Raw genomic sequence first — 14603 nt, 5'->3', positions numbered from 1 at the left:
CACAGCGCATTGACGCTGAAGCATTGCAGGGTAGTGATCAACCCGCGATCCGTGCGGAGGGACTCATGGCGGTACTTGTGACGGGCGGGGCGGGATACATCGGCAGCCACATGGTGCTGGCCCTGCTCGATGCCGGGCACGACGAGGTCGTGGTGATCGACGATCTCTCGACGGGCTTCGCCTGGGCCCTGCCGCCGGAGGTCACCCTGGTGCGGGGCGACATGGGCGACCAAGCCCTCGTCGCCGAGACCATCCGCCGCCACGGGATCGATGCGATCGCGCATTTCGCGGCCAAGATCGTGGTGCCGGATTCCGTCAGCGACCCCCTCGGCTACTATCTCAACAACACGGTGAAGTCGCGGGCGCTGATCGAGACGGCGGTGCGCGCGGGCGTGCGCCACGTGATCTTCTCCTCCACCGCCGCGGTCTACGGCGAGCCGGCGGTCGTGCCGGTGCCGGAGGACCTGCCGACGAACCCGATCAACCCCTACGGCCGCTCGAAGCTGATGACCGAGTGGATGCTGGCCGACGCGGCCAAGGCCCACGGCCTCACCTACGTGGCCCTGCGCTACTTCAACGTGGCGGGGGCCGATCCGCGCGGGCGCTCGGGCCAGTCGACCCCGAACGCCACCCACCTGATCAAGGTCGCGACGCAGGCCGCGCTCGGCACGCGCAGCCACCTGGAGGTGTTCGGCACCGACTACCCGACCCCGGACGGCTCCTGCCTGCGCGACTACATCCAGGTCTCGGACCTCGCCGACGCGCATCTCGTGGCGCTGAACCACCTGCGGGGCGGCGGCGAGAGCCTGACGCTGAATTGCGGCTACGGGCGCGGCTACTCGGTGCTGGAGGTGATCCAGGTGGTGAAGGAGGTCTCGGGGCGCGATTTCGAGGTGCGCCTGTCGCCGCGGCGGCCGGGCGACCCGTCCCAGATCATCGCCGGGGCCGACCGCATCCGGGAGCGCCTCGGCTGGCAGCCCCGGCACGACGACCTGCGCGGGATCGTCTCGCAGGCCCTGGCCTGGGAAGATGCCCTCGCCCGGCGCAACCAGCGCTGAGGCGATGCGGCGTCTCCTCGCGGCGGCCGCGCTGGCACTGGCGCTGACGGCGCCCGCCGCCGCGCAGGGCGGGTTCCGGGACTGGATCGAGGGCGTGTGGCCGGCGGCGCAGGCGCGCGGCGTCTCCCGCGCGACCTTCGAGGCGGCCTTCCGGGACGTGACCGCTCCCGATCCGGCGGTCCTGGCGCGCCTCGGCCGCCAGGGTGAGTTCGGCCGCCCGGTCTGGGAGTACCTGTCGGGCGCGGTCTCGGCGGGCCGCGTCGCGCGGGGGCGGCTCGAAGCCTCCCGCAGGGCCTCCACCCTGGCGGCGATCGAGGCACGCTTCGGCGTGCCCGCCCCGGTGCTTCTCGCGGTCTGGGGCATGGAATCCGATTTCGGCGCCGCCACCGGCACGGTCTCGACCGTGCGGGCCCTCGCGACCCTGGCCGAGGCCGGGCATCGCGGCACGCTGTTCCGCGACGAACTCGTCGCCGCCCTGGAGATCCTGGAGCATCACGACGTCGGACCCGAGGGGCTCAGGGGCTCCTGGGCCGGCGCCATGGGGCAGACGCAGTTCCTGCCCTCGGTCTACCTGCGCGCGGCGGTCGATTTCGACGGTGACGGCCGGCGCGACATCTGGGCCTCGGCGCCCGACGCGCTCGCCTCGATCGCGAGCTTCCTGGCACAGGCGGGCTGGCAGCCGGGCCTGCCCTGGGGTGTCGCGGTGCGGCTGCCGGACGGGTTCGATCTCGCACGCTATCAGGGATCCTTCGCGGATTTCGCCGCCCGCGGCGTGCGGCGGGAGGACGGGAGCGCCCTGCCCGCGACCGGCGAGGCGAGCCTGTTCCTGCCGGGCGGGCACGGCGGCCCGGCCGTGCTGATCACCGCCAATTTCGAGGCCTTCCGCGCCTACAACACCTCGGATGCCTACGCGCTCGCCGTGGGCCACCTCGCCGACCGGATCGCAGGCGGCGCACCCTTCGCCGCCCCCTGGCCGACCGGGGCGCCGCGCCTCGATGCCGCCGGCCTCAAGGCCCTCCAGCAGGGGCTGGCCGCGCGCAACCTCTATGCCGGCCCCCTCGACGGCCGGGCCGGGCCGAAGCTGCGCGAGGCGGTGCGCCGCTACCAGATCGCCGCCGGCCTCCCGGCCGACGGCTATGCCAGCCCGACCCTGCTGGCGCATCTGCGCAGGGCTTCGCCCTGACGCAGGGCTTCGCCCTGATGCGGGGCCTCGCCCCGGTGGGCTGCGCCCTGACGCGGGGCTGCGGGCTGGGCGGGCTTCGCCGTGGGGTGGGTGCGATCCCGGCGCTCGCGCGTTATCATCGGGTTTTCACGGCATCCGGGCCGATGCGGGAGACGGGCGGCGCATGAGGGGGTGGAGGATCGCGGGACTCGGGTTCAGCAGCCTCGTCTGCGGCGGGCTCATCGCGACCGCCCTGCCGGCGCAGGCCCAGTGGTGGGGCGGCGGCGAGGAGTACCGGGCGCCGCGGCAGGATCCCTACGGCTACCGGCCGCGCGGCTACGACGACGGCTATGGCGGCCGCTCCTACCGCCGGGCGCCCGCTCCCCCGCCGCAGCCGCAGCCCCAGCGCGGCTATCGCTGGCCCTGGGAGGACGACCCGGCGCCCCAGCAGGCCGCCCCCGCGCCGCAGCCGAGCCCGTATGGCGGCTATCGCACCCCCCGGCCGCGGCTGCGCGAGACGCCGCGCGAGGTCCCGCGGGAGGCGCATCGCAGCCGCGAGGGGCGCTCGGTCCAGCGGCCGAAGCCCCGCCCTGCTCCCGCCGTGGCCGCCGCGCCGGCCGCCAAGCCGAAGACCAACCCGGCGACCCAGATCGCGGTGTTCGGCGATTCCCTCGCCGATCTCCTCGGCAAGGGGCTGGAGGCCGCCTACGAAGCCAATCCCGACGTGCTGGTGATCCGCCGCGCCCGCGGCGACAGCGGCCTCGTGCGCAAGGACGTGGTGGACTGGCCCAAGGCCGCCGAGGAGTACCTGAAGTCCAACCCGAAGGTGACCTACGCGGTGGTGATGGTGGGCGCCAACGACCGCCAGACCCTGCGCGACGGCGACCAGAGCCTCGAGCCGCTCAGCGACCGCTGGCGGGCGATCTACCGCGACCGGGTCGATGCCTTCCTGAAGGTCTTCGCGGACGCCAAGGTGCCGGTGATCTGGGTCGGCGAACCGCCGATGAAGAACGAAGGCCTCTCGGCGGACCTGATCTCCATCAACGAGATCGACCGCGACCGCGTCCAGCGGATGGGCGGCGTCTACGTCGACATCTGGCCCGCCTTCGTGGACGAGCAGAACCGCTACGCGGCCACCGGCCCCGACGTGGAGGGGCAATCGGCGCGGCTGCGCACCGCGGACGGCGTGCATTTCACCCAGGCCGGCGCCCGCAAGGCGGCGCATTTCGCGGATGTCGAGATCAAGCGCCTGATGGAGAGCCGCGGCGGCGCGCCGAGCCTGCCCGACGCGGTGGCGACAGCGCCCTCCTCCGCGGAGCCGGGACAGGCGCCGCGGCTCGACGACGACGCGGCCATCGACCGGCTCATCACCGCGATGCTGCCGAGCCTGCCCGAGCCCCCCGGCATCCCGGCCCTGCCGGTGAAGCCGACCGCCGGGCCGGTGGTGCCGCTGACCCGCAACGAGGTCTCGCCCGGCGGCCAGCTGATCAACGGCCGCCCGCGGATCGACGGCGATGCCGGCTACACCGTGGAGCGCATGCTGAACCGCGGCGCTCCGCCGAACCCTCAGCCCGGCCGGGCCGACGATTTCCGCTGGCCGCGGAGCTGAGGGCGCCGGTTTCGGATGGGCGGGGCGAGCGGCGCCTCCCCCCGATGCGACCGGGACGGATGATGGCGCGGGATCGTGGATCCGCTTCGGGTCGTGAGACTCGCCTCCCCCGCTTGCGGGGAGAGGCGAACCCGCGCCCTCGGACCGTGAAGCCGCGCTACACCGGCAGCGTGGTCGAGCCCATCAGGGCCTCGTCGATCGCCCGGGCCGCCTGACGGCCCTCGCGGATCGCCCACACCACCAGGGACTGGCCGCGCCGCATGTCGCCCGCCGCCCAAACCTTCTCGTTCGAGGTGCGGTAGCTGGTCTCGTCGGCCTTCACGTTGCCGCGGCGGTCGCGCTCCACGCCGGATTCCTCCAGCAGGCCCTTCGCCACCGGACCCGAGAAGCCGATCGCCATGAAGACGAGGTCGGCCGGCAGCAGGAACTCCGTGCCCGGCAGCGGCTGGCGCTTCTCGTCGACGCGGGCGCAGACGACGCCCTTCACCTTGCCCTTCTTGCCCTCGATGCGCAGGGTCGCGGCCTGGAACTCGCGCTCGGCGCCCTCCGCCTGGCTCGACGAGACGCGCATCTTGGTCGCCCAGTAGGGCCACACGGCGAGCTTGTCCTCGCGCTCCGGCGGGCGCGGGCGGATGTCGAGCTGGGTCACCGAGAGGGCGCCCTGGCGGAAGGCGGTGCCGACGCAGTCCGAGGCGGTGTCGCCGCCGCCGATCACCACCACGTTCTTGCCCGCGGCCAGGATCGGCGTCTCGGCGGCGAGCAGGTCGTCCTCCGATCCGACCCGGCGGTTCGACTGCACGAGGTAGGGCATGGCGTAGTGCACGCCGTCGAGGTCCTGGCCCGGGAGCTGCGGGTTGCGCGGCTCCTCGGCGCCGCCGGCGAACAGCACGGCGTCGAACTCGTTGTGCAGGCTGGCGAAGGAGCGGGTGACGCCCACGTTCACGCCGTAGTGGAACTGCACGCCCTCGGCCTCCATCTGCCGCACGCGGCGGTCGATGTGGCGCTTCTCCATCTTGAAGTCGGGAATGCCGTAGCGCAGCAGGCCGCCGGCCTTCGGCTCGCGCTCGAAGACGTGCACGTCGTGGCCGACGCGCGCGAGCTGCTGGGCCGCCGCGAGGCCGGCCGGCCCCGAGCCGATGATCGCCACCCGCTTGCCGGTCTTCTCCTTCGGCGGCTCGGGCACGATCCAGCCCATGCTCCAGGCCTTGTCGGCGATGGCCTGCTCGATGGTCTTGATCGTGACCGGCTGGTTCTCGAGGTTGAGCGTGCAGGCTTCCTCGCACGGCGCCGGGCAGATGCGGCCGGTAAATTCCGGGAAGTTGTTCGTGGAGTGGAGGTTGCGCGCCGCCTCCTGCCAATCCGCGCTGTAGACGAGGTCGTTCCAGTCCGGGATCTGGTTGTGGACCGGGCAGCCGGTCGGGCCGTGGCAGAACGGGATGCCGCAATCCATGCAGCGGGCCGCCTGCTTCTTCAGGTCATGCTCGTCGAGCGGCAGGGTGAATTCGAGGAAGTGCCGCACGCGGTCGCCGGCGAGCTGGTACTTCTGCTCCTGGCGGTCGTATTCGAGGAAGCCTGTGACCTTGCCCATCGGTAGAACTCGATAATGAAACGGGGAACGGATCGGGCCGCGCCTCTCAGGCGAGAGCGGCCGGTGACGGTTCACGCGGCAGGCCGAGGGCCTGGATGCAACGCCCGAGCCAGCTGCGCACGGCGGGCCGTGCGGCAAGGCTGAATCCGCCCTCGTCGGCGAATTGCGTATAGGCGAACAGGGCGATATCCGCGATGGTGAAGGTCTGGCCCGCGAACCAATCCGCGGCGACCAAGCGTCGCTCCATCAGGTCGAGCGCGGCCTCGCCGCCCGCGACCTTCTTCGGGTCGCGGGTCTCGGCCGGCTCGCCCTTGTAGCGCATGTGGAAGCGGCAGACGGCGATCGTCGGCTCGTGGCTGTACTGCTCCCAGAACAGCCACTGGTCGATCTCGGCCTGCACCCAGGGATCCTCCGGCAGCAGCGCGCTGCCGCGGGCGAGGGAGCGGATGATGGCGTTCGACTGCGCGAGACAGCGCCCGTCCGGGAAGGCGACGCCGGGCACCTGCCCCATGGGGAAGCGGGCGAGGTACTCGGGCGTGCGGGTCTCGCCCCGCAGGATGTCGACGGGCACCCAGGTATAGGGCAGGCCGAGGCGATCGGCGACGTACCGCACCTTGAGGCAGTTGCCCGACATCAGGTCGCCGTAGATCTGCACCGCGGTCTCCCTCGCAGGTGTTGCTGCCGATCGCGCGTCGCGGGCGCGAGCCCCTGTCCCGAACGGGAGCGGGGCTCCGCCGCGTCTCACCAGATGGCCCGGGACGGATTACTCCGCCGCCACCGGCATCCGGGCCCGCTCCATCTCGCGAAGCGCCCGCCGGTACTCGACCGGCATCACCTTCACGAACTTGGTGCGGTAGGTCTCCCAGTTGTCGATGATCGCCTTGGCGCGCACCGAGCCCGTATACTTGAGGTGGTTGTTGATCAGCCCGACGAGGCGCTCCTCGTCGTGGCCCGACATGTTGGCCAGGATGTCGATGCGCCCCTTGGTTTCCAGGTCGCCGTCCTGGTGGAAGCGGCGCATGAACTCGTCCTCCTCCTCGACCGGCTCCAGATCGACCATGGAGAGGTTGCAGCGCTTGGCGAACGTGCCGTCCTCGTCGAGCACGTAGGCGATGCCGCCCGACATGCCGGCCGCGAAGTTGCGCCCGGTCTCGCCGATCGACACCACGACGCCGCCGGTCATGTACTCGCAGCCGTGGTCGCCCATGCCCTCGACCACCGCGATGGCGCCCGAGTTGCGCACCGCGAAGCGCTCCCCGGCCGCGCCGCGGATATAGGCCTCGCCCGAGATCGCCCCGTACAGCACGGTGTTGCCCACCATGATGGTGCGCTCGGCCGGCGCCTTGAGCGCGTCGGAGGGGCGCAGGATCAACTTGCCGCCCGACAGGCCCTTGCCGACGTAGTCGTTGCCGTGGCCGGTGAGGATCAGCGTCACCCCTGCCGCCAGCCACGCGCCGAAGCTCTGGCCGGCGGTGCCGGTGAGCTTCACCGTCAGGGTGTCGTCGGGCAGGCCCTCGTGACCATGCGCCTTGGCGACCGCGCCTGAGAGCATCGCGCCCGCCGCGCGGTCCGAGTTGCGGATCACGTCCTCGACGCTGGCCGGCTCGCCCGATTCGATGGCGGAGCCGAGCGCCGCGATCAGGCGGCGGTCGAGCACGTGGTCGATCGGGTGCCGCTGCGCCTCGACGTGGCGGATGGCGACCGTCGCCGGCACCTCCGGCTTGTGGAACAGCCGGGTGAAGTCGAGGCCCTTCGCCTTCCAGTGCGAGATGGCCGCGACCTTGTCGAGGTAGTCCGAGCGCCCGATCAAGTCGTCGAGCGTGGTGACGCCGAGCGACGCCATCAGCTCGCGCACCTCTTCCGCCACGAAGAAGAAGTAGTTGATGACGTGCTCAGGGGTGCCCTTGAAGCGCTTGCGCAGCACCGGGTCCTGGGTCGCGACGCCGACCGGGCAGGTGTTGAGGTGGCACTTGCGCATCATGATGCAGCCGGCCGCGATGAGCGGCGCGGTCGAGAAGCCGAACTGGTCGGCCCCGAGCAGAGCCGCGATCAGCACGTCCCGGCCGGTGCGGATGCCGCCATCCGCCTGCAGGGCCACGCGGCCGCGCAGATGGTTGAGGACGAGCGTCTGCTGGGTCTCGGCGAGCCCGATCTCCCAGGGCCCGCCCGCATGCTTGATCGAGGTGAGCGGGGCCGCGCCCGTGCCGCCGTCGAAGCCCGAGATGGTGATGTGGTCGGCGCGCGCCTTGGCGACGCCGGCCGCCACCGTGCCGACCCCGACCTCGGAGACGAGCTTCACCGAGACATCGGCCGCCGGGTTCACGTTCTTCAGGTCGAAGATCAGCTGGGCCAGATCCTCGATCGAGTAGATGTCGTGGTGCGGCGGCGGCGAGATCAGGCCCACGCCCGGGGTCGAGTGGCGGACCTTGGCGATCTTGGCGTCGACCTTGTGGCCGGGCAGCTGGCCGCCCTCGCCGGGCTTGGCACCCTGCGCGACCTTGATCTGCATCATGTCGGAGTTGACGAGGTACTCGGTCGTCACCCCGAAGCGGCCCGAGGCCACCTGCTTGATCGCCGAGCGGCGCGAGCGGCCGTCCGGCAGCGGCCGGTAGCGCTCGCGCTCCTCGCCGCCCTCGCCCGAGTTCGAGCGCCCGCCGAAGGAGTTGAGCGCGATCGCCAGGGTCTCGTGCGCCTCCTTGGAGATGGAGCCGTACGACATGGCGCCGGTGGCGAAGCGCTTCACGATCTCGGCGGCGGGCTCGACGGATTCGATGTCCACCGGCGTGCGGCCGATCTCCTCCGCGCTGCGGATGCGGAACAGGCCGCGGATGGTCTTGAGGTGGTTCTCCTGCTCGTTCACCAGCCGGGCGAATTCCCGGTAGCGCTCGGGCAGCCGCAGGCGCACGGCGTGCTGGAGCGTCGCCACCGTGTCGGGCGTCCAGGTATGGGCCTCCCCGCGCAGGCGGTAGGCGTATTCGCCGCCGACATCGAGGGCGTTGCGGTAGACCGGCGCGTCCCCGAAGGCGTCCTGGTGACGGCGCACCGTCTCCTCGGCCACCTCGGCCATGCCGATGCCCTCGATCGTCGTCGCCGTGCCGAAGAAGTCCCGCTCCACGAAGGAGGAGTTCAGGCCGACCGCGTCGAAGATCTGCGCGCCGCAATAGGACTGGTAGGTGGAGATGCCCATCTTGGACATCACCTTGAGCAGCCCCTTATCGATCGACTTGATGTAGCGGTAGACGATCTCGTCGTCGGAGAGTTCCGGCGGCAGCTCGTCCTTCATGGCGAGCAGGGTCTCGAAGGCGAGATAGGGGTTGATCGCCTCCGCGCCGTAGCCGGCGAGACACGCGAAATGGTGCACCTCGCGCGGCTCGCCCGACTCGACCACGAGGCCGACCGAGGTGCGGAGCCCCTTGCGGATCAGGTAGTTGTGCACCGCCGCGGTGGCCAGCAGCGCGGGGATCGGGATCCGGTCCGGCCCGACCGCGCGGTCGGAGAGCACGATGATGTTGTAGCCGCCGCGCACCGCCGCCTCGGCGCGGTCGCAGAGCCGGTCCACGGCCCCGTCCATCCCCTGCGCGCCGACCTCGGCCGGGTAGGTGATGTCGAGGGTCTTGGTGTCGAAGCGGTCCTCGAAGTGACCGATGCAGCGGATCTTCTCCAGATCCGCGTTGGTCAGGATCGGCTGGCGCACCTCCAGCCGCTTCTTGCGCGAGGTGCCCTCCAGATCGAGGATGTTCGGCCGCGGCCCGATGAACGAGACGAGGCTCATCACGGCCTCCTCGCGGATCGGGTCGATCGGCGGGTTCGTCACCTGCGCGAAGTTCTGCTTGAAGTAGGTGTAGAGGAGCTTGGGCTTGTCGGAGAGCGCCGAGAGCGGCGTGTCCGTGCCCATGGAGCCCACCGCCTCCTGGCCGGTCACGGCCATGGGCTGCATGAGCAGCTTCAGGTCCTCCTGCGTGTAGCCGAAGGCCTGCTGGCGATCGAGGAGCGAGACGTCGGTGCGCGACTCGCGCGGCTGCACCGGGCGCAGGTCCTCCAGCACGATCTGGGTGCGCTTCAGCCAGTCCTTGTAGGGATTGGCGGCGGCGAGCTCGCTCTTGATCTCCTCGTCGGAGACGATGCAGCCCTTCTCCAGGTCGATGAGCAGCATCCGGCCCGGCTGCAGGCGCCAGGACTCGACGATGCTCTCGTCCGGGATCGGCAGCACGCCCATCTCGGAGGCGAGCACGACGAGGCCGTCCGTGGTGACGACGTAGCGCGCGGGGCGCAGGCCGTTGCGGTCGAGGGTGGCGCCGATCTGGCGGCCATCCGTGAAGGCGACCGCGGCCGGCCCGTCCCACGGCTCCATGAGGGCGGCGTGGTACTCGTAGAAGGTGCGCCGCTCCTCGCTCATCAGCGGGTTGCCGGCCCAGGCCTCGGGGATGAGCATCATCATCGCGTGGGCGAGCGGGTAGCCGCCCTGCACGAGGAATTCGAGCGCGTTGTCGAAGCAGGCGGTGTCGGACTGGCCCTCGTAGGAGATCGGCCAGAGCTTCGAGATGTCGTTCCCGAACAGCTCCGAATCCACGCTCGCCTGGCGCGCCGCCATCCAGTTGACGTTGCCGCGCAGCGTGTTGATCTCGCCGTTATGGGCCACCATCCGGTAGGGGTGGGACAGGCGCCAGGTCGGGAAGGTGTTGGTGGCGAAGCGCTGGTGGACCAGGGCCAGGGCCGAGGTGAAGCGCTCGTCCTTGAGGTCGAGGTAGTACTGCCCGAGCTGGTGCACCAGCACCATGCCCTTGTAGACGATGGTGCGCGAGGACAGGGAGACCGGGTAGAACTCCTTGAGCTTCTCGTCCTTCAGGTTGTAGACCGAGTTCGAGATGACCTTGCGGCAGAGATAGAGCCGCCGCTCGAAGGTGTCCTGGTCGGGGCTGGAGGCCGGCCGGCCGATGAAGATCTGCCGGTGGCGCGGCTCGCTCGCCTTCACGCTCTCGCCGAGATCGCTGCCGTCGACCGGCACGTCGCGCCAGCCGAGCAGCGTCAGGCCCTCGTCCGCCACCGCCTTCTCGACGATGCCGATGACGGTCTGGAAGCCCTCCTCGTCGCGGGGCATGTAGAGCTGGCCGACGCCGTAATGGCCGGCCTCCGGCAGGGCGATCCCGAGCCGCTCGGCCTCCGCCGCGAAGAACGCGTGCGGGATCTGCACCAGGATGCCGCAGCCGTCGCCCATCTTCGGGTCGGCACCGACCGCGCCCCGGTGGTCGAGGTTCTCCAGGATCTGCAGGCCCTGCTGCACGATGGCGTGGCTGCGCCGGTTGTGCATGTCGGCGACGAAGCCGACGCCGCAGGCGTCCTTCTCGCGCTTGGGATCGTAGAGCCCCTGCTCCGCCGGCAAGGCGGGATCGCGCACGACGAGAGCCGGTGCCGCCGGCCCGCGGGTGGGGTGCAGGGAGGGGTCCAGGCCGCTCATCGTCTCGTCTCCCGTCGGCGCCCGCCCTCGGGGGCGCGCCTGATCTGCCACGCGGCCGGCGGTGAACCGGCGCATTGTCGTCCGGAGGCCCGGTCCGCCGGCGCAGGACCGGCAGGCGGGCAGCGCTCGGCGGGACCTAGCATGGGCCACCGCATCGTTCTCTTGGAGGTTCGGTCGCGTCTCGCGTCAGGGAGCGCCCGCACCTCGCGGACGCTCGGCGGCTCGGTCAGCCGGCGCGCGTCCACACCGCCCGCGGGGCGGTGGTTTTGCTATCTCGTTTGGCCACCGTGCAAGCCATAGACCAGCGAGCCCAAGCCAGCGCCCTTCGGAACCCGGACCGCGCGGCCCAGGCGAAATGGGACAGTCCTGCTGTCCTATTTTCAGGACGTTGCCAGATTTTAAGCAGTCCAGCAAGAGGCGCTGCCATGCCCTTGCGTCGTTTCTTGCGTTCTGCGGCGCCGCGCCGCAACGAACGTTCAAAACGCGGCGGCGCGGCGCAGTTTTTTCGCCGCGGCCGCGTTTTCGCGAGGGGCGCGCATGCCCGCCATGATGCCGCCGCGGTCGCGGCGGCGGGGCCTTGACCGCAAGATGGCCCCAAGTGATTCGGTGCGATTCATGACTCGATTCGGCGCGATTCATGACTCGGCGCGATCCGGCGCCATGCGACGCGGTGGGAGCGGACCTGATGAACTTCGCGAGCGACAACGTGACGGGGGCGAGCCCCCGGATCCTCGACGCGGTCGTGCGCGCGAATGGCGGGGCGATGCCCGCCTACGGGGCGGACCCGCTCAGCGCCACGCTCCAGGCCCGCTTCCGCGCGGTGTTCGAGCACCCCGACCTCGCCGTGTTCCCGATGGTGACCGGCACGGCGACGAACGCCATCGCGCTCGCCGCGATGGTGCCGCCCTTCGGCCTCTGCCTCTGCCACCAGGAGGCGCACGTGATGGACGACGAGTGCGGCGCGCCGGAATTCTACACCCACGGCGCCAAGCTCTCGGGGCTGCCCGGCACCGGCGGCAAGATCGATCCGGACGCCCTCGACGCCCGGCTCGCCGCGATGCCCCGCCACGTGAAGCAGATGCCGGCCCGCGCCCTCACCCTGTCGCAGGCGACCGAGGGCGGCCTCGTCTACCGCCCGGACGAGGTGGCGCGCCTTGCGGAATCCGCCCATCGCCACGGCTTGTCCGTGCACATGGACGGCGCGCGCTTCGCCAACGCGGTGGCGGCCCTCGGCTGCACGCCTGCCGAGGTGACGTGGCGGGCGGGCGTCGACATCCTGTCCTTCGGGGCGAGCAAGAACGGGGCGCTCGCCGCCGAGGCGATCGTGGTCTTCCGCCCGGACCTCGCCGAGACCATCGAGTACCGCCGCAAGCGGGCGGGACACCTGCTCTCGAAGAGCCGGCTCCTCGCCGCGCAGCTCCACGCCTACCTGGACGAGGACCACTGGCTCGCCAACGCGGCCCACGCCAACCGCATGGCGGCCCGCCTCGCCCGCGGCCTCGCCGAGATCCCGGGCGTTCGCCTCGCCTGGAGCGTCGAGGCGAACGAGGTGTTCCCGATCCTGCCCGCGCGCCTGGAGCGCGGGCTGCGGGCGGGGGGCGCCGCCTTCCACCACTGGGATTCGTCGAGCCTGCCCCCCGGCGAGGCGGTGGGGGCGGAGGAATCCTTCGCGCGCCTGATCACCGCCTTCTCGACCACCGAGGCGGAGGTTGACGCCTTCCTCGACCTCGCCCGGCGCTGTGCGTGAGGGGGGCTCGCCATCGGTCGTGCGGGCCCTGACCGGCCCGAGCGGGACCGGAAAGGGAGAGTGGGCAGGCCGCGCTCAGGTGCCCGGCCGCCGGTCCCGACCAGGGGCCGGGGAAGCGGGTCCTCATACGGTTTCCGGATGATCGCTTCGCGATGCGGAAACCGGCCTCGCTCAGGCGCCGCGCGGGCTCGTGATACGGTTTCCGAAAGTGATCTTCCGGAAACCGTATCACTCCGGCAGGCGCGGCAGCGGCGTCCCGTCCTTCGGCAGGGCGTAGCGCGCCACGTTCAGCTGCATCGCCAGGAAGGTGTAGTAGCCGCTGATCGCCGTGAGATCGACGACGCCCTGCTTGCCGAAACGCTGCTCGGCCCGGGCGAAGGTGGTGTCCGAGACCCGCTTGGTCTGCTGCAGCTCGGTGGTGAAGTCGTAGGCGATCTCCTCCTCCTCGCTGAGGCCGGTGGGCCGGCGCCCGTCGCGGATCGCCGCGATCACCTCCGGCGCGATGCCGACCTTGGCAGCGATCGGCGCGTGGACGTACCACTCGTAATCCTGCGTCCACAGCCGCGCGTTGATCAGGATGACGAGTTCGGACAGGCGGGTGCCGATCTTCGGCTTGTAGCGCAGGTAATCGCCCATCGAGCGCGCCAGCGTCATCACCTCCGGCGAGTGCATCAGCGGCTCGAAGGGGCCGAAGACCTTGACCTTGCGGGCGGCCTCGAACGCCTCGGCGGCGCTCTTCTGCTCGGCCGTGTACTGGTCGGGCGGGATGGTGGGCAGACGGTCTTGCGCGAGCGTCATCGTCGGCATCAGGCAGAGGGCAAGGATCGGGAGGAGGCGCGGCATCACGAAAATCCCCGGGGCGGGGGCGGATCCTCGTGCCTCCGGCCCCGAATGGCGAGGCCGGTCCGTGCAGGCGCACCGCATTCTCCCCGCAATCCCGCCCCAATCGGCAGTTCTAACCGGTGCGTCCAAGCACGAGGGGATTGCGGGGATAAACCCGGCTCACCCGAAACCAAGGGAATGCGGGACATGATCGCTCGGCGATCGACTCGGAGCGCGGCCCCCGCGGCCGCGCTCACTGTCGCTGGATTGCTGACGGCGCTCGGCCTCGTCGCGCCGAGGCCGGCCTCTGCTCAGGTCTATTACGAGACCGAGGAGGTCGACGCGGTGCTCGCGCCCCGCGCCGTGCTGGTGCGGCTCGGCCGCGAGGGCTACCGGGCCTTCACGCATCCGCGCTTCGACGGCGACACCTACGTGCTCGAAGCCGATTCGCCCTGGGGCAACCGGGTGCGGCTCATCGTGGACGCCCGGACGGGCCGCGTGATCGACCGCGACCGGATCGAGGCGCCGCTCTACCCGCCGGGCTCGATCCCGGGCGGGCGCCGCCCCGGCTACGGCTGGACCGAGGCCGATGCGCGCGCCCTGCCGCCCGGCGAGATCGGCCGCCCGCCCCTGCCGCGCGACCCGGCGGCGGGCATGCCCTCCGCCGGCGTACCGGCCTATGGCCGCACACCGGGTTACGGCCGCGTCGAACCGGGTTATGGGCGCCCCGCGCCCCTGGCCACCGCGCCCCTGCCCGAGGAACAGCGCGTCGCGGCGCGTCCCCTGCCCCAGCCCGAGCGGTCCGCGCCGGCCGCCGTGGCGCCCCGCGCGGCGCCGGATGGCAACCCCCTCGGCCTCAATCCCGACAACCAGGCGGTTCGCCGCTCCGAGAGCCGCAAGACCGTCAAGACGCCGCCGAAGCCCATCGAGAGCCCGGCCGCCCTGATCGAGCCGAAGCCGAAACCCGCCGCGCCGCAGCCGGCCGCCGAGTCGAAGCCGGTGGCGGCGGCGAGCCCGGCCCCGGCGCCGACGAAGGCGGCCGATGCCGGGTGGAAGACCCCGCCGGAGGCCGGCAACCGCCCGGTGCGCGTGATCGGCGGCATCACCCCGGTCCCGGGCAAGGACGAGCCGGGGACCGCGAAGGAGTAGCGGGCGGCGCCCG

General features: G+C 71.5%; 9 protein-coding genes. 5 read left to right on the top strand and 4 right to left on the bottom strand.

Going from position 1 to position 14603, the window contains the following annotated elements; all coding sequences use genetic code 11:
• Nucleotides 1-65: 65 nt before the first annotated feature.
• The 3 genes from galE to ACE101_RS01905 all read left to right on the top strand — a co-directional run bounded on the left by galE (nucleotide 66) and on the right by ACE101_RS01905 (nucleotide 3829).
• A complete protein-coding gene (galE, locus tag ACE101_RS01915) occupies nucleotides 66-1058 on the top strand; it encodes a UDP-glucose 4-epimerase GalE (protein ID WP_379125848.1) in 993 nt (330 codons plus the stop codon).
• A 4-nt stretch (nucleotides 1059-1062) separates the two neighbouring features.
• Complete coding sequence (locus tag ACE101_RS01910) at nucleotides 1063-2241, top strand: lytic murein transglycosylase (RefSeq protein ID WP_379125847.1); 1179 nt, start codon at nucleotides 1063-1065, stop codon at nucleotides 2239-2241.
• Nucleotides 2242-2404: 163 nt separating this feature from the next.
• Complete coding sequence (locus tag ACE101_RS01905; protein ID WP_379125846.1) at nucleotides 2405-3829, top strand: SGNH/GDSL hydrolase family protein; 1425 nt, start codon at nucleotides 2405-2407, stop codon at nucleotides 3827-3829.
• Between the two features lie 157 nt (nucleotides 3830-3986).
• Here ACE101_RS01905 and ACE101_RS01900 read toward each other — a convergent pair whose 3' ends face one another.
• The 3 genes from ACE101_RS01900 to gltB form a co-directional block, all read right to left on the bottom strand.
• Complete coding sequence (locus ACE101_RS01900; RefSeq protein ID WP_379125845.1) at nucleotides 3987-5417, bottom strand: glutamate synthase subunit beta; 1431 nt, start codon at nucleotides 5415-5417, stop codon at nucleotides 3987-3989.
• Nucleotides 5418-5463: 46 nt separating this feature from the next.
• Nucleotides 5464-6072, bottom strand: coding sequence for a glutathione S-transferase family protein (locus ACE101_RS01895; protein ID WP_379125844.1), 609 nt, complete (start codon nucleotides 6070-6072; stop codon nucleotides 5464-5466).
• 108 nt (nucleotides 6073-6180) lie between these two features.
• Nucleotides 6181-10872, bottom strand: a complete 4692-nt coding sequence (gene gltB, locus ACE101_RS01890) for a glutamate synthase large subunit (RefSeq protein ID WP_379125843.1) — start codon at nucleotides 10870-10872, stop codon at nucleotides 6181-6183.
• 685 nt (nucleotides 10873-11557) lie between these two features.
• On the opposite strand from gltB, the gene ACE101_RS01885 reads away from it, so the two are divergent.
• Nucleotides 11558-12619 carry a threonine aldolase family protein gene (locus ACE101_RS01885; protein WP_379125842.1) on the top strand — a complete coding sequence of 354 codons (1062 nt, stop codon included), beginning with the start codon at nucleotides 11558-11560 and terminating at the stop codon, nucleotides 12617-12619.
• A 228-nt stretch (nucleotides 12620-12847) separates the two neighbouring features.
• On the opposite strand, the gene ACE101_RS01880 is transcribed toward ACE101_RS01885, so the two are convergent.
• Nucleotides 12848-13462, bottom strand: coding sequence for a carboxymuconolactone decarboxylase family protein (locus ACE101_RS01880; RefSeq protein WP_379125841.1), 615 nt, complete (start codon nucleotides 13460-13462; stop codon nucleotides 12848-12850).
• Nucleotides 13463-13648: 186 nt separating this feature from the next.
• Between ACE101_RS01880 and ACE101_RS01875 the strand changes: the two genes are divergently transcribed.
• Entirely contained in the window at nucleotides 13649-14590 is a 942-nt protein-coding gene (locus ACE101_RS01875; protein WP_379125839.1) for a hypothetical protein, read from the top strand.
• The last annotated feature ends 13 nt before the right edge of the window (nucleotides 14591-14603 follow it).

Source organism: Methylobacterium carpenticola (genome assembly GCF_042748905.1).
Lineage (GTDB): Bacteria > Pseudomonadota > Alphaproteobacteria > Rhizobiales > Beijerinckiaceae > Methylobacterium > Methylobacterium carpenticola.
Note: the sequence above shows the minus strand (reverse complement) of the source record. Positions and strands in the feature narration are given on the sequence as shown.